The sequence below is a fragment of the Blastococcus sp. HT6-4 genome (genome assembly GCF_039679125.1).
Lineage (GTDB): Bacteria > Actinomycetota > Actinomycetes > Mycobacteriales > Geodermatophilaceae > Blastococcus > Blastococcus montanus.
In genome coordinates, this window is sequence record NZ_CP155551.1 from 3,806,522 (window position 1) to 3,825,421 (window position 18,900).

Consider the following 18,900-nt stretch of genomic DNA (forward strand, 5'->3'; position numbering starts at 1 on the left):
GACGGGGCCTCAGCGGGCTGCGCGAGGGGTCACCGCAGCTGCACGGTGGCCCGGGCCAGGGAGAGCACCTTCTCGCCGTCGCTGGTGACCGTCAGGTCCACGCGGGCACGCCGGCCCTCCAGGAGGGCCCCCACCTTGCCCCGGACCGTCACCTCGGCACCGCGGTCGTCGTCGGGGACGACGACCGGGCGGCCGAACCGGACGTGGTACTCGACGAGGGCCGCGGGATCACCGCTCCAGGCGGTCACGGCGCGGGCCGCGAGGGCCATCGTGAACATCCCGTGGGCGATGACACCGGGCAGGCCGACCGAGGTCGCCACCCGGTCGCTCCAGTGGATGGGGTTGAAGTCACCGGAGGCGCCGGCGTACCGGACGAGGTCCGCGCGGGTGACCCGGACGACGAGTTCGGGGAGCTCGGTGCCGACGGCGACGTCGCCGTGGTCGAGGGTCACGCCGCGCCCCGGGCGACGAGCATCGACGTCGCCGTGCAGACGGGCTCGCCGTCCTCCGTGGAGAGGTCGACGCGGGTGGTGAGCAGGTCGTTGCCCGCCACGCTCCGGACGGCGTCGATCGTGGTCGTCGCCACGAGCCGGTCGCCGACGCGGATCGGGCGGTGGTGGGCGAACTTCTGCTCGCCGTGCACCACCCGGCTGAAGTCGAGCCCGACGTCGGGGTCGCTCAGCACGACGAACGCCGCCTCGAGGCTGACCACGATGGCGAAGGTGGGCGGCGCGATGACGTCGGGGTGGCCGGCGGCGCGGGCCGCGTCCGCATCCCGGTGGAGCGGGTCGTCGGCGCCGATCGCGGCGGCGAACTGGGCGATCGCGGCCCGGCCCACCTCGTAGACGGCAGAGGGCGGGTAGCTGCGCCCGACCAGGTCCAGGTCCAGCGTCATGCTCCCGCCCTCGCTCAGCCGCGCCGGACCGTCAGCGGGTCTCGCGGTGCAGCGTGTGCTTGCGGTCGCGCGGGCAGTACTTCTTCAGCTCGAGCCGGTCGGGGTCGTTCCGCCGGTTCTTGCGGGTGATGTAGTTGCGGTTCTTGCACTCCTGGCAGGCCAGGGTGATCTTCGGACGGATGTCGGTGGCTGCCACAGGAGTGCTCCTAGCCTTGTCGGGCGAGGACCCGCTCCGGGTCCTCGTGCCGTGGCGGCCGGGGGCCGACACGGCGACGGACCCCGGGGTGCGGGGTCCGTCGGGAGTAGCGGTGACCGGACTTGAACCGGTGACACAGCGATTATGAGCCGCTTGCTCTACCAGGCTGAGCTACACCGCCGGGATGACCACGCGGCCCGGTCTCACGACAGGACCGGTAGGTCAGCTTACTGCCAGAGCCCCTTTACGGAATCGAACCGTAGACCTTCTCCTTACCATGGAGACGCTCTGCCGACTGAGCTAAAGGGGCGTGCTCCGAGCCGTCGAAGACTGTACCTGGCCGTGCTGGCCGGGTCTGCGCCGGGGGCGCAGGTCCCCTCCGAACCGTGCGGGAGGACTCTATCAGTCAGGTCCGGACGAACAGTCGGCGGTGGGTGGCACCGGGGGCGACGGAGCGGATCCCGGTGCGCGCCAGCAGCCACTTCTCCAGCCGGTCCTCGGGCAACGGCCGGCTGATCAGGAAACCCTGCAGCTTGTCGCAGCCCATGGTCGCCAGCTGGTTGCGGGTCATCTCGTCCTCGACGCCCTCGGCGACCACGCAGAGCCCCAGGTTGTGCGCCAGCTCGATGATGGAGCGCGCGATGGACGACTCCCCCTGGCTGGTGGCCATCGTCAGCACGAAGGACTTGTCGATCTTCAGCTCGTCGATGGGCAGCTGCCGCAGCTGCGACAGCGACGAGTAGCCGGTGCCGAAGTCGTCCATGGACAGCGAGATCCCGAGGTCGTGCAGGTCCTCGAGCACCGTGGACTCGCGGACGGAGTCGTCGACGACGCTGCTCTCGGTGAGCTCCAGGACGAGCAGCTGCCCGGGCACCTCGTGCCGCTCCAGCGCGCGCCGGATCCGGTCGACCAGGTCCGGCTCGGTCAGCGACCGGGCGGAGATGTTGACCGACACCGAGAGCGAGATGCCCTGGTCCAGCCATCGCCGGCAGCGCGCCAGTGCCAGGTCGAGGACGTGGTCGGTCACGGCGCCGATGCGGCCGATCTGCTCGGCCAGGCCGATCACGTCCTCGGGCGGGATGCTGCCGTACCGGGGATGGGTCCAGCGGACGAGCGTCTCCACCGACACGATGTCCGACGTCTGGGCGTCGATGACCGGCTGGTAGACCACGCCGATCTGCCCGTCGGCCATGGCCTGCTCCAGCTCGGTGCCCAGCTGCAGCCGGCGCAGGCTCTGCTGGTCGAGCACCGGGTGGTAGCTGGCGACGCCGCCGGAGCCACCGGCGGCCAGCAGGGCGACGTCGGCCCGCTGCATGAGCGTCCCGGCGTCGGTCCCGTGCACCGGGGCGGCGGCGACGCCGATGGTGAGCGACACCTCGAGGTCCAGCCCGGCGACGCGCACGCGGGTCGCGGCCGCCTCCCGCAGCCGGCGGGCGGCCTGCTCGGTCGCCGCCAGCGAGAGCCCGGGCAGGAGCACGGCGAACTGCTCGCGCTCCATGCGGGCCAGGAGGGCGCCCGGCGGGGCGTGCTCGCGGAGCAGCCCGGCGGTGACGAGCAGCAGCTCGTCGCTGGCCGCGTGACCCAGGGTGTCGGTGACGTCGCCGTAGGTGCCCAGGCAGGCGAGGATGAGGCCGGCCCGGCCACCCCCGGGCTCGGCCGACAGGAGCTGGCCGATCTCGGCGGCCATGCGCTGCCGGTTCGGCAGACCGGTCAGCCGGTCGTGGTCGGCGTCGTAGCGGATCCGGGTGAGCAGCTGCTGCTGCCGGATCGCGGCGTTGACGTGGGTGAGCATCGAGTCCAGCGCGCCGCGCTCGCTGCGCCCGAAGGACGCCGTGTCGCTGCGCCGGTCGCACACCTCGAGGTATCCGGGCTCCCCCGCGGCCGTGGTCACCGGCGCGCCCAGCAGCTCGGTCGCCCCCCGGCGGCCGAGCGCGGCGATCTCCACCTGGTCGGCCCGGGCCAGGGAGACGTAGACCGCACCGCCGGTCGACGCGACCGCCCGGCGCCGCAGTGGGTCGTCGGGGTCACCGGGACCGTCGTACCAGTCCGCGCCGTCCTCGGCGGACACCACGAGCCGCGGCCCCTCGTCGAGGTAGGGCGGCAGCCAGAGGGCGACGCGCTCGGCGTTCAGGAGCTCCCGGACCGCCTGGACGATCTGGCGGGTGCCGGCTTCGTCGGGGCCCACCTGCTCCACCGTGCGCGCGAACTCGTAGACCCGCTGCACCGAGTGCGCCTCGCGGGTCACCTCCGCGAACCGGCGGTAGAGGAGCACGAGCGCCGCGGCCAGGGGGGCGATGAGCAGCCAGCCCCAGAGGGTGGCGTGCAGCAGCAGCACGATGGCCAGGCCGATGAGCACCGCCACGGGCTGCACGACGACGACGGGCACGAGCAGGCTCGTCCAGACGGTGCGGCCCGGATAGCCCTGGGTCACGGTGATGGCGCCGGCCACCAGGCACGCGGCGACGGCGTTGGCGGCGAAGATGGCGGCCAGGCTGGACAGCCAGGTCAGCGGCGAGGTCACGTCGCCCGCCGGCAGCAACGAGAGGACGAACACCGCGACGGCGGTCTCGATCACCGCCACGGCCACGTTGAAGACGATCTTGGGCGCCGGGAACCGCTGGATCACCAGCACCAGCCCGACCGCGCCGGCACGGGTCACGGCCGTCCACACGCCGCCGATCTCGAGCAGGGCGATCACGAAGGCCAGTTCGCTGGCCGAGTTGACGAAGCTCTGCGTGCGGAACTCGATGTGGACGTACACCCACTCGGCCACCACGGCGGTGAGGAACACCGCGATCAGGACTGCGAGGTCCACGTCCTCGGGGCCGCGCGTGAGGACGGCCGCACCGAGCGGGACGGCGAGCGACACCGCCAGCAGCGCGACCGCCCACGGGCTGCGCGCCGGGTGCGGCCGGCCAGGCGCGCCAAGGTCCTGCTCAGCCACGTGTACCTGCGCTCCCCGGGTCGGTTGGGCGGGCGAAGGCTAACAGCGAGATCGGTCACCACCAGCCCCATCCGCCCCGGAAGAGTCAGTCGGCCGGAAGGGGAAATCGGCGTCCACGTGCAGGAACGCCACGGGGCGGCCGCTCCGGGGAGCGGCCGCCCCGTGGTGCGGGCGTTCGGGTCGGTCAGGCCTGGGCGCGGCCCCAACGGACCCCGCGACCCCAACGGACGCCGCGACCCCAACGGACGCCGCGGGCGGACTGGGACTCTCGCTGCATGCTGCTGTTCATGGACGTCTCCCTCTGAGCACGACTGATTGGCTGGCGCGGCAGCCATCCACGCGCGGGGCAAGGCGTCGTCGAATACGGACCGCGCGGGAGACACTCCTTCCCGTCACGACCGGCGGCAAGCTTGTCGGCGAGGACACGCCGCGAAGATCGTCATGTCGTGACCATCCGTCACTTTGATCACACGATGCGTATCCACCGAGGAGGCAGACCCGTCCTGGACGCACCGTCGGGGCCGTCGGCGTCCACAGGGAGAGCCGGGTGCCACGGGGACGGGTGAACCGTCGTCCACAGTGTCCACAGATCGTGTCCACAGGTGGTGGACGGCGACGGACCGGTGCTTACGCTCCGGCGCGTGCACCCCGGCCAGGACGATCGCGAGCGCGGCTCGACGCTGCCCTTCGTGCTGGTCTGCTGGCTGGTGGCGGCCCTCATGGTGGTCGGCGGCATCGCGGCCTCCGACGCCTTCCTGGAGCAGCAGGAGGTCCAGTCGGTCTGCGACGGCGCCGCGCTCGCCGCGGCCAACCAGGCCGACGAGGCCGTCCTCTACGCACGGGGGGTCGGCACCGAGCTGCCGCTCACCCGCGCCGCCGCGCAGGCTGCGGTGGCCGACCAGCTCGCCGACGGCGGGGTGCGGCTGGACAGCTGGTCGGCCGAGACCGACGGCGCCGAGGTGACCGTGCGGTGCACCCGCCACGTCGACATCGCGTTCGGCTGGCTGTTCCTCGGCGGGCAGCCGCTGGAGCGGACCGCCGTGTCGGGCGCGCGGGCGCCCACGCTGCCGTGAGCCGGCCGGGACGGCGACGGCCCCCGACCGGGTGGTCGGGGGCCGTCGTACCGGGTGTGGCGGGTGAAGGATTCGAACCTTCGTAGGCTAAGCCGACGGATTTACAGTCCGCTCCCATTGGCCACTCGGGCAACCCGCCGCGTTTGGTACGCGGGAGAGACTACAAGACGGGGGACCCCGCGTGTGACGGGTCCCCGGCGACGGCGCCCGGGACCGGGCCCGTCCGGGACGGAGAGGAACGACATGGCCGACGCATCCTTCGACGTCGTCAGCAAGGTCGACCGGCAGGAGGTCGACAACGCCCTCAACCAGGCGGGCAAGGAGCTCTCGCAGCGCTTCGACTTCCGCGGCACGAACGCCACCATCGCGTGGGCCGGCGAGGACGGCGTGACGCTCCAGGCCGACACCGAGGAGCGGGTGGCCGCGGCGCTGGAGGTCTTCAAGGAGAAGCTCGTCAAGCGGAGCATCTCGCTCAAGGTGCTCGACGCGGGAGAGCCGCAGGCCTCCGGCAAGAGCTACAAGATCGGCGCGAAGATCAAGCAGGGCATCGAGTCCGACACCGCGAAGAAGATCGCGAAGATCATCCGCGACGAGGGCCCCAAGGGCGTGCAGGCGCAGATCCAGGGCGACCAGCTCCGGGTGACCGGCAAGAAGCGGGACGACCTGCAGGCGGTGCAGCAGCTGCTGCGCGGCAAGGACCTCGACGTCGCCCTCCAGTTCGACAACTACCGCTGAGCCGCCGACCCGGCGGGCGGCGGAGCCCCGGGACGGCGTCGGCGGTCCGGTCGCACCGGGTCGTACTGTCGAGGGCCGACGCCCGTCCCGGGCGCCGCCCGACCCGTGGAAGGCCCCTGTGACCCCCCGCAGAAGCATCGCCGCCCTGACCGGCGCGGTGGTCGTCGGCGGCTTCGCCGTCTTCGTGGCGAGCTACGTCCCGCCCAACGAGCGCAGGAGCGTCGACGAGGGGGTCGAGCTGCTCAGCGGCCCCCTCGTCGGCGCCGGCTCCAGCGCCCAGCAGGCGGCCATGCAGGGCTGGACCGCCGGCTTCACCGCCGTCCAGCCCCGGGTGACCGTCAGCTACGACCCCATCGGCTCCGGCGGCGGCCGCGAGCAGTTCCTCGCCGGCGGCACCGACTTCGCCGGCTCCGACGCGGCGCTGGACTCCGAGGAGCTCGCGCAGGCCGAGGAGCGCTGCGGCCCCTCCGGCGTCTTCGAACTGCCGAACTACATCTCCCCCATCGCCGTCGTGTACAGCCTCGAGGGAATCGAGCAGCTCAACCTCTCCCCCGAGACCCTCGCCGGCATCTTCGACCAGCGGATCACCACCTGGAACGACCCGGCGATCGCCGCCGACAACCCCGGCACCGCGCTGCCGGACCTGCCGATCACGCCGGTCAACCGCGCCGACGACTCCGGCACCACCGAGAACTTCACCGAATACCTGGCCGCCGCGGCAGGCCCTGGGTGGCCGCACGAGCCCGACGGCACCTGGCCGGTCGCCGGCGGTGAGGCGGCCCAGGGGAACTCCGGCGTCGTGGCCGCCGTGGGTGGCGGGCAGGGCACCATCGGCTACGCCGACCTGAGCCAGGCCGGAGACCTCGGCGTCGCGAACATCGGCGTCGGCGACGAGTTCGTCGCCCCGACGGCCGAGGCCGCCGCCGCCGTCGTCGAGAACTCCCCGCGCCTCGAGGGGCGCAGCGAGCACGACGTCGTCATCGAGCTCAACCGGGACACCACCGGGTCCGGCGAGTACCCGATCGTGCTCGTCAGCTACCACATCGGCTGCATGGAGTACGAGGACCCGGAGGTCGCCGAGCGGCTCCAGGCCTTCATGACCTACGTCGTCAGCCCCGAAGGGCAGCAGGCCGCCGCCGAGGTCGCCGGGTCCGCGCCCATCTCCGACGGCCTCCGGGAGCAGGCCCTGGACGCGATCGACGCGGTCCGGGCCACCTGACCCGAGCGCGTCAGCCGCGGCCGGACTCCCGGGCCATCTGCTCCAGCCGGGCGATCCGCTCCGGCATCGGCGGGTGGCTGGCGAACAGCGACGCCAGGCCCTGGCCGCGGAACGGATTGGCGATCATCAGGTGGCTCTGGGTGACCAGCCGCTCCTCCTGCGGGAGCGGCCGGGCCGCCGTCCCCCGCTCGATCACCCGCAGGGCGTCGGCCAGCGCCAGCGGGTCCTGCGACAGCTCGGCACCCGAGGCGTCGGCCTGGAACTCGCGGCTGCGGCTGACCGCCATCTGCACCATCCCGGCGGCCAGCGGGCCGAGCAGCATGAGCAGCAGCCCGCCGATCATGTTGCCGCCGCCGCGGTCCGCGTCGGACCGGCCACCGAACAGCGACGCGAACATCGCCATGTGCGCCAGGTAGGTGATCACCGTGGCCATGGCGCCGGCGACCGAGCTGATCAGGATGTCGCGGTTGTAGACGTGCGAGAGCTCGTGGGCGAGCACACCGCGCAGCTGCCGGCGGTCCAGCAGCTCCAGGATTCCCTGGGTGACGCAGACGGCGGCGTTGCGTGGGTTGCGACCGGTGGCGAAGGCGTTGGGCTGCGCCGTCGGGCTGACGTAGAGCCGCGGCATCGGCTGCCGCGCCTCGGTGGCCAGCTCGCGGACGATCGCGTAGAGCGCGGGCGCCTGGGTCTGCGTGACCGGGAAGGCCCGCATCGACCGCAGCGCCAGCTTGTCGGAGTTGAAGTACGCGTAGCCGTTGACGCCGAGCGCGATCACCAGCGCGATGAGCAGGCCACCGCGCCCGCCGATGAGCGCACCCGCCATCAGGATCAGCCCACCCATGAGGCCCAGGAGCAGGGCGGTCTTCAGTCCGTTGTTCCAGCGATGCACGTCCGCTCCAACGTCGTCCTCCGGGCCCCCGTTCCCGCCGTCCCCCGGTGGAATGACGGAGCCACCGGCACGGTTGTCACCCCCGAACGCGGTGAAATCGTCGCCGCTGCAGCGTGTCCGGTTGCACAGCCCGGCCGCCGACACACGCACGTAACCTCGCCCGGTGGAGGTAGACCGCTGATGACTGGCACCAACCCGACCGTCGCGCCCTCGGACTCGAACGGCGCCCTGGCCACCACGGTGTCCAGCTCGGCCCCCGGCGGGCTCGTCAAGAGCGTCGTGGAGCTCGACCGCGTCGTGATCCGGCTGGCCGGTGACTCCGGCGACGGCATGCAGCTGACCGGCAACCGCTTCACCAGCGAGACGGCGTCCTTCGGCAACGACCTGAAGACGCTGCCCAACTTCCCCGCCGAGATCCGGGCGCCGACGGGCACCCTGCCGGGTGTCAGCTCCTTCCAGCTGCAGTTCGCCGACCACGACGTCATGACGCCGGGCGACGCCCCGGACGTCCTCGTGGCGATGAACCCGGCCGCGCTCAAGGCCAACCTCGGCGAACTCCCCGGCGGTGGCCTGCTGATCGTCGACTCCGACGAGTTCACGCCGCGCAACCTGGCCAAGGTCGGCTACGCCACCAACCCGCTCGACGACGGCTCGCTCGAGGGGTGGCAGACCGTCAGCGTGCCGCTGACGTCGATGACCCTGGACGCGCTCGCCGACTCCGGCCTGGGCAAGAAGGAGGCCGAGCGCAGCAAGAACATGTTCACGCTCGGCCTGCTCTCGTGGATGTACCACCGCCCCACCGAGGGCACGATCCGCTTCCTCGAGCGCACCTTCCGCCGGAAGCCGGAGATCGCCGCGGCCAACATCGCCGCGTTCCGCGCCGGCTACAACTACGGCGACACCACCGAGGCCTTCGCCGTCTCCTACGAGATCAAGCCGGCCCCGATGAAGCCGGGCCGCTACCGGAACATCTCCGGCAACCAGGCGCTGGCCCTCGGGCTCGTCGCCGCCGGCCAGCGGTCGGGGCTGCCGGTGTTCCTCGGCGCCTACCCGATCACCCCGGCGTCGGACATCCTCCACGAGCTGTCCCGGCACAAGGCCTTCGGCGTGCGCACGTTCCAGGCCGAGGACGAGATCGCCGGCATCGGTGCGGCCCTCGGCGCCTCCTTCGGCGGTGCGCTGGGCATCACGACGACGTCGGGCCCCGGCGTGGCGCTCAAGGCGGAGACGATCGGGCTGGCGGTCATGACCGAGCTGCCGCTGGTCATCGTCGACGTCCAGCGCGGTGGCCCCTCCACAGGTCTGCCGACGAAGACCGAGCAGTCGGACCTGCTGCAGGCGATGTTCGGCCGCAACGGCGAGGCGCCGGTGCCGGTCATCGCCCCGCGCTCCCCCGGCGACTGCTTCGACGCGGCCGTCGAGGCGGCGCGGATCGCGCTGACCTACCGGACGCCGGTCATGCTGCTGTCGGACGGCTACCTCGCCAACGGCGCGGAGCCGTGGGCGATCCCGGCCACCGACTCGCTCCCCGACCTCACCGGGTCGGCCGCCTTCGCCACCGAGCCCAACGGCGAGGACGGCGAGTTCCTCCCCTACCTGCGCGACCCCGAGACCCTGGCCCGCGCCTGGGCCATCCCGGGCACCGCGGGCATGCAGCACCGCATCGGTGGGCTGGAGAAGGCCGACCGGACCGGCAACATCTCCTACGACCCGGCCAACCACGACTTCATGACCCGCACCCGGCAGGCGAAGATCGACGGCATCGCCGCCTCGATCCCGGCCACCGACGTCGAGGACCCGGACGGCGACGCGCGCGTCGCCGTCATCGGGTGGGGCTCCACCTACGGCCCGATCGGCGCCGCCTGCCGGCGGATCCGCACCTCCGGCCGCAAGGTCGCGCAGATCCACCTGCGGCACATCAACCCGTTCCCGGCCGACCTCGGCGAGGTCCTGGCCCGGTACGACCGGGTGATCTGCCCCGAGATGAACCTCGGGCAGCTGGCGCTGCTGCTGCGCGCGAAGTACCTGGTCGACGTCCAGAGCCACACCCAGGTGCGCGGGCTGCCCTTCCGCGCCGCCGAGCTGGCCGCGGTCATCCAGGACGCCATCGACACCGGAAACCCTGCCGCTGTGAACGGAGCACTCCAGTGACCACCATCGACCTCGGTATGCCCGTCGAAGGCCCGATCGCGGACGCCATCACCGCCTCGGTCGCGAGCCAGGGCGAGAAGCAGACGGCGCTCAAGGCCAAGGACCTCAAGACCGACCAGGAGGTGCGCTGGTGCCCCGGGTGCGGTGACTACGTCATCCTCAACGCGGTCCAGAGCTTCCTGCCGAGCCTCGGCATCGCCCGCGAGGACATGGTGATCGTCTCGGGCATCGGCTGCTCGTCGCGCTTCCCGTACTACCTGAACACCTACGGGATGCACTCGATCCACGGCCGCGCCCCCGCGATCGCCACCGGCCTCGCCGCTTCCCGCCCCGACCTGTCGGTGTGGGTCGTGACCGGGGACGGCGACGCGCTGTCGATCGGCGGCAACCACCTGATCCACGCGCTGCGCCGCAACGTCAACATGACGATCCTGCTGTTCAACAACCGGATCTACGGGCTGACCAAGGGCCAGTACTCGCCCACCTCCGAGGTCGGCAAGGTCACCAAGTCCACGCCGATGGGCTCGCTGGACCACCCGTTCAACCCGGTGTCGCTGGCCCTGGGCGCCGACGCCACCTTCGTCGGGCGTGCCATGGACTCCGACCGCAAGGGCCTCACGGAGGTGCTCCGGCAGGCCGCCGAGCACCAGGGCACCTCGCTGGTGGAGATCTACCAGAACTGCAACATCTTCAACGACGGCGCGTTCGACCTGCTCAAGGACCCGGCCACGGGCCCGATGTGGACGATCCCGCTGGAGCACGGCAAGCCGCTGGTGTTCGGCCCGGACGGTGCCTCGTGCGTGGTCCGCGACGAGTTCGGCGGGCTGCGGATCGCCGAGACCAACCAGGTCGACGCGAGCGAGATCGTGGTCCACGACGCGACCCGCGAGGACCCGTCCTACGCGTTCGCGCTGTCCCGGCTGTCCAGCCAGGACCTCCGCTACACGCCGATGGGGGTCTTCCGGAAGGTGGCGAAGCCCAGCTACGAGGCGATGATGGCCGAACAGCTCCACGAGGCCACCCTGCAGGGCCCCGGGGATCTGGACGCCCTGCTCGCCGGCGGCGACACCTGGGAAGTGAAGGCCTGACGATCTAGGCCGGGACCGCGGGCCCGTCCTCCTCCGGGAGGGCGGGCCCGCGGTCGTTCCCGGGGCGTTCGCGCAGGACATCGCCCAGCACGGCCAGCGCGCCGCGCAGCTCCTCGCGGGTCGGGGCGGCGAAGCCCAGCACCAGACCCGACCGGTGGCTGCCGGATCCGGCGAGGTGGTGCCGGCCGAGCCCGTCGAGCGCGATCCCCCGCCGCGCGGCGCGCGCGATCACCTCCGCCTCGACCACGGCATCGGCCAGCGGCACCAGCACGTGGGCACCGGCCGGATCGCCCTCGGCGGTGCACCCGGCCGCGGCCACCGCGGCACGCACCTCGTCCCGCCGGGCCACCAGCTCGCGGCGCAACCGGCGCAGGTGCCGGGCGAGATCCCCGGACTGCGCCAGCGCGGTCAGCACCCGCTGGCCGGCCCGCGCGGGGCGGGTGCCGGTGGCCACGCGACGGGCCAGCAGATCGTCCCGCAGCGGCTCGGGCGCCACCAGCCAGCCGACGCCCAGCGTCGGGCTGACGATCTTGCTCGTGGTGCCGAGGTGGACGACGACGTCGGACCCCAGGGCGCCCAGCAGCGGCAGCGGAGCGACGTCGTAGCGCAGTTCGCCGTCGTAGTCGTCCTCGAGCACCCACCAGCCCTCGGCGCGGGCCCGGGCAACCAGCGCCACCCGCCGGGCCGCCGACATGCGGCGGCCGAGCGGGTACTGGTGCGCCGGCGTGCAGTAGACGGCGGCCAGCCGCGACGGCAGCGCGTCGACGACCAGGCCGTCCGCGTCGACGGGCACCGGGACGACCTCGGCGCCTGCGTCGCGCAGCGCGCCCACGACCCGCTGGTAGCCGGGGTCCTCCACCGCGACCCGGCTGCCCGGCGCGAGGGTGCTCGCCACCTCGCCCACCGCCGCGGAGGTGCCCGCGGTGGCGAGCACGTCGTCGGGACCGGCGACCAGGCCCCGGTGGCGGAGCAGGTGCTCGCTCACCGCCGTCCGGAACCCCGGGTCGCCGGCGGCGTCGGGGCGGAGATCGGCCGGCAGGTCACCGGCCGCCCGCCAGCCGCGCCGCCAGGCGGCCCGGTCGAGCACCTCCAGGCACGGTGAGCCGGCCCGCAGGTCGACCAGCGCGGGGACCGCCGCGCCGGGCCGGGCCGGAGACACCGGAGCGACCGGGGACGTGGGCGCGGCGCCCAGCACGAAGGTCCCGACACCCCGCCGACCACCGGCCCACCCCTCGGCGAGCAGCTGGTCATAGGCGGCCGCCGTGACCGTGCGACTGACCCGCAGGGCGCCGGCGAGCTCGCGGGTGGACGGCAGCCGGTCGCCGGGCCGCAGGCTCCCCTCCGCGGCGGCGACACGCAGGGCGTCGGCGAGCTGCACCGACAGCGGAACGCCGGCGCCGCGGTCGAGCACGAGGGGCGGGATGCCGGTCACGGGTCCTCCTCGGGGCAGCGGTGGCCTGCCGGAAAGCTAGCCGATTGGCCGTTCCGTACGGCCACCACCGCCCCGGAGGATGACGGCATGGACACCGCCGCCCCGCTCTCCCCCACCGACCGCAGCACCGTGCGCCGGGGCAGCAAGCGCGCCCGTAGCGACCGCGCGGACCTCTACGCGGTGCTCGACGCGGGCCTGATCGGCCACCTCGGCGTGCAGCTCGGCGGCGCCCCGGTCGTGCTGCCCACCGGCTACGGCCGTCGCGGCGACACCCTCTACCTGCACGGCTCGACGGGAGCCGCGACGCTGCGGGCCGCCGCCGCCAGCGTGCCGGTCTGCTTCACCGTCACCCACCTGGACGGCATCGTGTACGCGCGCTCGGCGTTCCACCACTCGGTCAACTACCGGTGCGCCGTCGTGCACGGCACCGCCCGGCTGCTCGACGACCCGGCGGAGCGGCTGCTCGGCCTGGAGGTGCTGACCGAGCACCTCGCGCCCGGCTCGTGGTCGGCGACCCGGCTGCCCGACCGCAAGGAGCTCGCCGCCACCGCGGTGCTCGCGCTGGACCTGGCCGAGGCCAGCGTGAAGATCCGCACCGGGCCGCCCGGCGACGACGATCGCGACCTGCCGGCCGCCGGCACTCCCGACCCCGTCTGGGCCGGGGTGCTCCCGCTGCGCACGGTGGCCGGGGAGCCCGAGCCCTGCCCGCGGCTGCCCGCCGGCACACCCGTCCCCGGGCGGGTGCGCGACCGGGCGCTCAGCCCGTCGGCGTGACCCGCAGCAGCACGTCCTGGTCGTCGCCGTTGTCGGTGGTCACGTAGAGCGCGCCGTCGGTGCCCTGCTCGACGGTGCGGATGCGCCCGTAGGTGCCGTCCAGCTCGGGCAGCCGGAACTGCTCGACGAGGGAACCGGCCTCGTCCAGGCGGAGCGCCAGGACGTGCTGCCCGCGGAGCGCGCCGAGCAGGAGGAGCCCGTCGTAGTCGGCCCACTGATCGCCGTCGAGGAAGGTGCCGTCGCTCGGTGCGATGGGCGGGGCGCCGGAGTCCCAGACCGCCGGCACCGCCCCCTCGATCTCCGGATCGGTCATCGGGACGCTCTCGTCGTACCCCCCGCCGCCCACGGGGTCCCAGCCGTAGTTGCCGTCGGGCTGCAGCAGGTTCACCTCGTCGTTCCGGTCGGGGCCGTGCTCGACCGAGTAGAGCTGCTCCGTGCCGGGCCGCGCCGCCAGGCCCTGCACGTTGCGGTGCCCGTAGGTGTAGATCAGGTCGGCGGCGCCGTCGTCCGGAGCGACGAACGGGTTGTCCGGCGGCGCTTCCCCGGTGGCCGGGTCGGCGCGCAGCACCTTGCCCGCCAGCGAGCCGAGGTCCTGCGGGTAGCTGCCGACCGCGTTGTCCCCGGTGCCGACGAACAGCGCACCGTCCGGGCCGAACTCGAGCCGGCAGCCGCCGTGCCGCCCGATGCGCTCGTTGAGCGGGATGCCGCCGATCAGCGGGGCGTCGACCCGGGTGGCCGACGACCAGTCGTCCGCCACCGTCCACGCGACGACGCCGATGAACCCGTCCTGGTCGCCCTGGCACGTGTAGAACCGCCGGTTCTCGGCGAACGCCGGATCCAGCGCCAGGCCCATCAACCCGGTCTCCCCCGCGACGAACAGGTCGCCGAAGTCGGCCTGCACCTCCTGGACGGTGCCGTCCGGGAGCACGGCGGTGAAGCCGCCCGCGCGCTCGTCGAGCAGGAGTGTTCCGTCCTCGGCCTGGGCGACGTCCCACGGGTGGTCCAGACCGTCGGCGATCACCTCGATCTCCAGCGCCGGGGCACCGGTGGGGGGCGACGTCGTGGGAGGTGTCGAGACGGACCCGGCCTCCTCCTCCGCCACCCCGTTCGAGCAGGCCGTGAGCGGAAGCGTCAGCACCAGCACGCAGGCGAGGGAGGACCGCATGCCTGGTCCGTGCCCACCTCGCTCAGCTGGTACGCGTGACCACGTAGTCGCAGAGCGCCGACAGCGCGTCCCGGACGTCGCCCTCGGGGACGGCGTCCAGCCGGCGGCGGGCACGGTCGGCGTACTCCCGCAGCACCTCGGTGGCCCGCTCCAGCGACCGCGAGGACCGCAGCAGCGCCAGCGACTCGGCGTGCTCGGCGTCGTCGGTGACCGGGCCGGCCACCAGCTCGCGCAGCCTCGCCTCGGCGGGGTCGTCCCCGGCCAGGGCGAACAGCACGGGCAGCGTGGCGATCCCCTCGCGCAGGTCGGTGCCGGGCAGCTTCCCCGAGACGCCGTCGACGCTGACGATGTCGATCAGGTCGTCGGAGATCTGGAAGGCGACCCCGACCTCCTCGCCGAACTCGGTCAGCGCCGCCACGAGCTCCGCCTCCACGCCGGCGAAGGAGGCGCCGAACCGGGCCGCCGTCGCCACCAGCGAGCCCGTCTTGTCGGCCAGCACGTCCAGGTAGTGGGCGATCGGGTCGTCCCCGGGCTGGGCGCCCACGGTCTCCCTGATCTGCCCGGTGACCAGCCGCTCGAAGGTGCGGGCCTGGATCCGCACGGCCTCGGGACCGAGGTCGGCCAGGATGTCCGACGCCCGCGCGAACAGCAGGTCACCGGTGAGGATGGCGACGCTGTTGCTCCACCGGCTGTTGGCGCTGGGCGCCCCCCGGCGCACGGCGGCCTCGTCCATGACGTCGTCGTGGTAGAGCGTCGCCAGGTGGGTGAGCTCGCAGACGACCGCGCCCTGCGTGACCTGCGGGGCGGTGGGATCCCCGAGCTGCGCGGCGACCAGCGCGAGCATGGGGCGGAAGCGCTTGCCGCCGGCGGCCATCAGGTGGCCGGCCGCCTCGCGCACGAACGGGTGCTCGCTCCCGACGGCGACGACCAGCTCGGCCTCCACCCGGGACAGGCCCTCGGCGAGCGCCTCGCCGAGGGCGCCCTCGGGCAGCCAGGGGCCGATGGTCGACGCCGGGGTGGACATCCGGTGCCAGACCTCGGGGGGAGTGCCATCGACTGCGGCACGGGCTCCGGTCATCAACCGACGAAGATAGCCGCCTGCCGCGCGAGGTCGAGCACCGCCCCGGGCAGGATGCCGAGCGCCAGCGTCGCCGTCGCGGTCACCGCGAGCACCACGGTCGTGGGCAGGCCGGGCACGCCCACGGTGGGGCCGTCGGCGGCCGGCTCGGAGAAGTACATGAGCACGATCACCCGCAGGTAGAAGAAGGCGGCGACCGCGCTCGCCAGCAGGGCCACCACCACCAGCGGCCACGCGCCCTGCTCGATCGCCGCCCGGAAGACGGCGAACTTCCCGGTGAACCCGGCGGTCAGCGGGATGCCCGCCAGCGCCAGCAGGAACAGGCTCATCACCGCCGCGGTGACCGGGGACCGGGCGCCGAGACCGGCCCACTGGGAGAGGTGGCTAGCCTCGCCGTCGCCGTCGCGCACGAGCGTGAGGACGGCGAAGGCCCCCAGCGTGGTGAACCCGTAGGTGAGCAGGTAGAACATCGTCGCCGCGAGGCCGGAGCCGCCCCCGCCGTCGGCCCCGAGCCCGAGGACGCCGGTCAGCAGGAAGCCGGCGTGCGCGACCGACGAGTAGGCGAGCATGCGCTTGAGGTCGGTCTGGGTGAGCGCGAGCACCGCGCCGACGACCATGGAGACGATGGCGGCGGCGTAGATCAGCGGCCGCCAGGTCCACTCGGCGGTGCCGAACGCGACGTAGAGCAGCCGCAGGATCGCACCGAAGGCGGCGACCTTGGTGCACGCGGCCATGAAGGCGGTGACCGGCGTCGGGGCGCCCTGGTAGACGTCCGGCGTCCACGAGTGGAACGGCGCGACGCTGGCCTTGAACAGCAGCCCGACGATCAGCAGGGCCAGCCCCAGGACCAGGAGCACGCCCCCGGTCTCGCCGGTGGTGGCCTCACGGATGTCGCGGAACCGCACGCTGCCGGTTGCCCCGTAGACCAGCGCGAGTCCGTAGAGGAAGAACGCCGAGGCGAAGGCGCCGAGCAGGAAGTACTTGACCGCCGCCTCCTGGGACAGCAGCCGGCGCCGCCGGGCCATCCCGCTGAGCAGGTACAGCGGAAGGCTCAGCACCTCCAGCGCCACGAACATGACCAGCAGGTCGTTGGCCGTGACGAACAGCATCATCCCGCCGATGGCGAACAGCGCCAGCGGGTAGACCTCGGTCTGCACGCGCGGGACCGTCGTCAGCTCCCGGTCCCGCGGGCTGCCCGCCGGGACGGCGGCGCTCACCACGAACGCCGACCGCGCGGGGTCGAGCGCGCGCTCGGCGAACAGCAGGATCGACAGCGCGCCGAACCCGGCGATCATGGCCTGCAGGAACAGCCCGGCGCCGTCGACGGCGAGCGCTCCGACCGCGGTCACCTCCTCGGCGCCGGCGAGCAGCAGCGTCGCGACGAACCCGCCGACGGTGCCGACGAGGGCCAGCCCCACCTGCAGCGGGTGCCGCGACTCGCGGGGCGCGAACGCCTCCACCAGGACCCCGGCGCAGGCCGCGCCGAAGACGAACAGCAGGGGCGCGAGAGCCGCCCAGGAGAGGTCGGGCGCCTCGATCATCGGTCGGTCCCTCCAGGGACACCCAGGTCGCCCATGGTGGCGACGACGGCGGGCTCGATCAGGTCCAGCAGTGGCTGCGGGTACACACCGAGGCCGATGATCAGGGCGATCAGCGGCGCCACCACGGCCAGCTCCCGCCGGTCGAGGTCGGTGAACCGGCGCAGCCCGCGGGCGGGCGCCGGTGCGGTCACGGTGGCGGTCGCGGCCGAGGCGCCGCCCCGGGCCGGCTCGGACCCGGGACCGGGCGCGGGGTCGCCACCGTGGACGTCGTCGAGCAGCACCCCGCGCGGCGGGCCGTGCATGGTCCGCTGGTACATCAGCAGCACGTACAGGGCCGCCAGGATGATGCCGACGGTGGCCAGGACCGTGAACACCGGCCGCTCGGGGAACGAGCCGATCAGCACGAGGAACTCGCTGACGAAGCTGTTGGTGCCCGGCAGCGCGAGGGAGGCTAGACCGGCGATCAGGAAGGCGCCGGCCAGCAGCGGTGCGTGCGCCGCGACGCCGCCGTAGTCGGCGATCCGGCGGGAGCCACCCCGGCTGATCAGCATGCCGACGACGATGAACAGCAGCCCGGTCGCGATGCCGTGGTTGACCATGTAGAGCACGGCACCGGTGGCGGCCTCGGTGGTGAACACGAAGATGCCCAGGGCGATGAAGCCGAAGTGCGAGATCGACGTGTAGGACACCAGCCGCTTCATGTCGGTCTGGCCCATGGCCAGCAGCGCGGCGTAGAGGATGCCGACGACGGCGAGGACGAGGACGAACGGGGCGAAGTACCGCGAGGCGTCGGGGAACAGCGGCAGGCAGTAGCGCAGGAAGCCGAAGGTGCCGACCTTGTCGAGCACGCCGACCAGCAGCACCGAGCCGCCGATCGGCGCCTCGGAACCGGAGTCGGGCAGCCAGGTGTGGAACGGCACCAGCGGCGCCTTGATGGCGAAGGCGATGAAGAAGCCGAGGAACAGCAGCTTCTGCACGTCCGGGTCGATGTCGAGCTGTCGCAGCGCGTCGAAGGCGAAGGTGCCCTCGCCCAGCTGGCTGGTGCTCACCACGTAGAGCCCGATCACCGAGGCGAGCATGACGAGCCCGCCGACCAGGCTGTAGAGGAAGAACTTGACCGCCGCGTACTGCCGGCGTGGCCCCCCGAAGCTGCCGATCAGGAAGTACATCGGGACGAGCATCGCCTCGAAGAACACGTAGAACAGCAGCACGTCGGTGGCGGCGAAGACGCCGACCATCATCGCCTCGAGCAGCAGCAGCCAGGCGAAGAAGACCCGGGCCGGCCGGGGTCCGGCGTCGGCCTCGTGCCAGGAGGAGGCGACCACCAGCGGCACGAGCACGCCGACGAGCAGCAGCAGCACCAGGGCGATGCCGTCGACCCCCAGCGCGAACTCGGAGCCGAAGTCGGGGATCCAGGAGACCGACGTGGTCAGCTGGAACCGTTCGCCGCCGACGTCGAAGGCGGCCGTGGCGAGCACCACCAGCGCGAGCACCAGCAGGCTGATCCCGAGGGTCACCTGCTTGGCCAGCAGCTCCCGGCCCCGGGGCAGCGCGGCGACGACCGCGGCGCCGATCGCCGGGACCGCGATCATCGCGATCAGGAACGGGAAGTCAGCCACCGAGCACGTCCTCTCCGACAGACCGGTCGGCGGTCATCGCCGTCCGATCGCTACTGCGGAGCGCTCCGCTCCTCGCTCGTTCCGCACTGCGCTCCTCACGC

At 73.0% G+C, this 18,900-nt stretch carries 16 protein-coding genes and 3 tRNA genes; 6 read left to right on the forward strand and 13 right to left on the reverse strand.

From position 1 onward, the window contains the following. Positions 1 to 29 precede the first annotated feature (29 nt). The 6 genes from ABDB74_RS18185 to ABDB74_RS18210 all read right to left on the reverse strand — a co-directional run bounded on the left by ABDB74_RS18185 (position 30) and on the right by ABDB74_RS18210 (position 4,035). Complete coding sequence (locus tag ABDB74_RS18185; protein ID WP_346620153.1) at positions 30 to 452, reverse strand: MaoC family dehydratase; 423 nt, start codon at positions 450 to 452, stop codon at positions 30 to 32. Continuing rightward, complete coding sequence (locus tag ABDB74_RS18190; protein WP_346620154.1) at positions 449 to 895, reverse strand: MaoC family dehydratase N-terminal domain-containing protein; 447 nt, start codon at positions 893 to 895, stop codon at positions 449 to 451. Before ABDB74_RS18190 ends, ABDB74_RS18185 begins: the two co-directional genes overlap by 4 nt. A gap of 31 nt (positions 896 to 926) precedes the next feature. Continuing rightward, positions 927 to 1,091: a 50S ribosomal protein L33 gene (gene rpmG, locus ABDB74_RS18195; protein ID WP_346620155.1), complete on the reverse strand. Its 165-nt coding sequence runs from the start codon at positions 1,089 to 1,091 to the stop codon at positions 927 to 929. A 107-nt stretch (positions 1,092 to 1,198) separates the two neighbouring features. Continuing rightward, positions 1,199 to 1,272: transfer RNA gene (locus tag ABDB74_RS18200), tRNA-Met, on the reverse strand. Between the two features lie 56 nt (positions 1,273 to 1,328). Further along, a tRNA-Thr gene (locus ABDB74_RS18205) sits at positions 1,329 to 1,401 on the reverse strand. 96 nt (positions 1,402 to 1,497) lie between these two features. Then, positions 1,498 to 4,035 (reverse strand): EAL domain-containing protein, encoded by a 2,538-nt coding sequence (locus tag ABDB74_RS18210; protein WP_346620156.1) that lies wholly within the window; start codon positions 4,033 to 4,035, stop codon positions 1,498 to 1,500. A 641-nt stretch (positions 4,036 to 4,676) separates the two neighbouring features. On the opposite strand from ABDB74_RS18210, the gene ABDB74_RS18215 reads away from it, so the two are divergent. Continuing rightward, entirely contained in the window at positions 4,677 to 5,108 is a 432-nt protein-coding gene (locus tag ABDB74_RS18215; protein ID WP_346620157.1) for a pilus assembly protein TadG-related protein, read from the forward strand. A gap of 57 nt (positions 5,109 to 5,165) precedes the next feature. Here the strand turns inward: ABDB74_RS18215 and ABDB74_RS18220 are convergent. Then, positions 5,166 to 5,247, reverse strand: a tRNA-Tyr gene (locus tag ABDB74_RS18220). 104 nt (positions 5,248 to 5,351) lie between these two features. Between ABDB74_RS18220 and ABDB74_RS18225 the strand changes: the two genes are divergently transcribed. After that, entirely contained in the window at positions 5,352 to 5,843 is a 492-nt protein-coding gene (locus ABDB74_RS18225) for a YajQ family cyclic di-GMP-binding protein (RefSeq protein WP_346620158.1), read from the forward strand. A gap of 118 nt (positions 5,844 to 5,961) precedes the next feature. Then, a complete protein-coding gene (gene pstS, locus ABDB74_RS18230) occupies positions 5,962 to 7,062 on the forward strand; it encodes a phosphate ABC transporter substrate-binding protein PstS (RefSeq protein ID WP_346620159.1) in 1,101 nt (366 codons plus the stop codon). 10 nt (positions 7,063 to 7,072) lie between these two features. Here the strand turns inward: pstS and htpX are convergent, their stop codons facing one another. After that, positions 7,073 to 7,951, reverse strand: a complete 879-nt coding sequence (gene htpX, locus ABDB74_RS18235) for a zinc metalloprotease HtpX (RefSeq protein WP_346620160.1) — start codon at positions 7,949 to 7,951, stop codon at positions 7,073 to 7,075. 180 nt (positions 7,952 to 8,131) lie between these two features. Here htpX and ABDB74_RS18240 point away from each other — a divergent pair, with 180 nt between their 5' ends. After that, positions 8,132 to 10,102, forward strand: coding sequence for a 2-oxoacid:acceptor oxidoreductase subunit alpha (locus ABDB74_RS18240; protein ID WP_346620161.1), 1,971 nt, complete (start codon positions 8,132 to 8,134; stop codon positions 10,100 to 10,102). Then, positions 10,099 to 11,190 carry a 2-oxoacid:ferredoxin oxidoreductase subunit beta gene (locus tag ABDB74_RS18245; protein WP_346620162.1) on the forward strand — a complete coding sequence of 364 codons (1,092 nt, stop codon included), beginning with the start codon at positions 10,099 to 10,101 and terminating at the stop codon, positions 11,188 to 11,190. The genes ABDB74_RS18240 and ABDB74_RS18245 overlap by 4 nt, the downstream gene beginning before the upstream one ends. A 4-nt stretch (positions 11,191 to 11,194) precedes the next feature. Here ABDB74_RS18245 and ABDB74_RS18250 read toward each other — a convergent pair whose 3' ends face one another. Further along, positions 11,195 to 12,622, reverse strand: a complete 1,428-nt coding sequence (locus tag ABDB74_RS18250) for a PLP-dependent aminotransferase family protein (RefSeq protein WP_346620163.1) — start codon at positions 12,620 to 12,622, stop codon at positions 11,195 to 11,197. An 87-nt stretch (positions 12,623 to 12,709) separates the two neighbouring features. Here ABDB74_RS18250 and ABDB74_RS18255 point away from each other — a divergent pair, with 87 nt between their 5' ends. After that, on the forward strand, positions 12,710 to 13,396 hold the full coding sequence (locus ABDB74_RS18255) for a pyridoxamine 5'-phosphate oxidase family protein (RefSeq protein ID WP_346620164.1): 687 nt from the start codon (positions 12,710 to 12,712) through the stop codon (positions 13,394 to 13,396). Here ABDB74_RS18255 and ABDB74_RS18260 read toward each other — a convergent pair. From ABDB74_RS18260 to ABDB74_RS18275, 4 genes are read right to left on the reverse strand one after another with little or no spacing between them, the layout of a single operon-like run. Then, positions 13,380 to 14,561 (reverse strand): PQQ-dependent sugar dehydrogenase, encoded by a 1,182-nt coding sequence (locus tag ABDB74_RS18260; RefSeq protein ID WP_346620165.1) that lies wholly within the window; start codon positions 14,559 to 14,561, stop codon positions 13,380 to 13,382. The two genes, ABDB74_RS18255 and ABDB74_RS18260, sit on opposite strands and share 17 nt — an antisense overlap. 22 nt (positions 14,562 to 14,583) lie before the next feature. Beyond that, entirely contained in the window at positions 14,584 to 15,585 is a 1,002-nt protein-coding gene (locus tag ABDB74_RS18265) for a polyprenyl synthetase family protein (RefSeq protein WP_346620166.1), read from the reverse strand. A 53-nt stretch (positions 15,586 to 15,638) separates the two neighbouring features. After that, a complete protein-coding gene (gene nuoN, locus ABDB74_RS18270; protein WP_346620167.1) occupies positions 15,639 to 17,180 on the reverse strand; it encodes an NADH-quinone oxidoreductase subunit NuoN in 1,542 nt (513 codons plus the stop codon). Further along, a complete protein-coding gene (locus tag ABDB74_RS18275) occupies positions 17,177 to 18,799 on the reverse strand; it encodes an NADH-quinone oxidoreductase subunit M (RefSeq protein WP_346620168.1) in 1,623 nt (540 codons plus the stop codon). The genes nuoN and ABDB74_RS18275 overlap by 4 nt, the downstream gene beginning before the upstream one ends. Positions 18,800 to 18,900 lie beyond the last annotated feature (101 nt).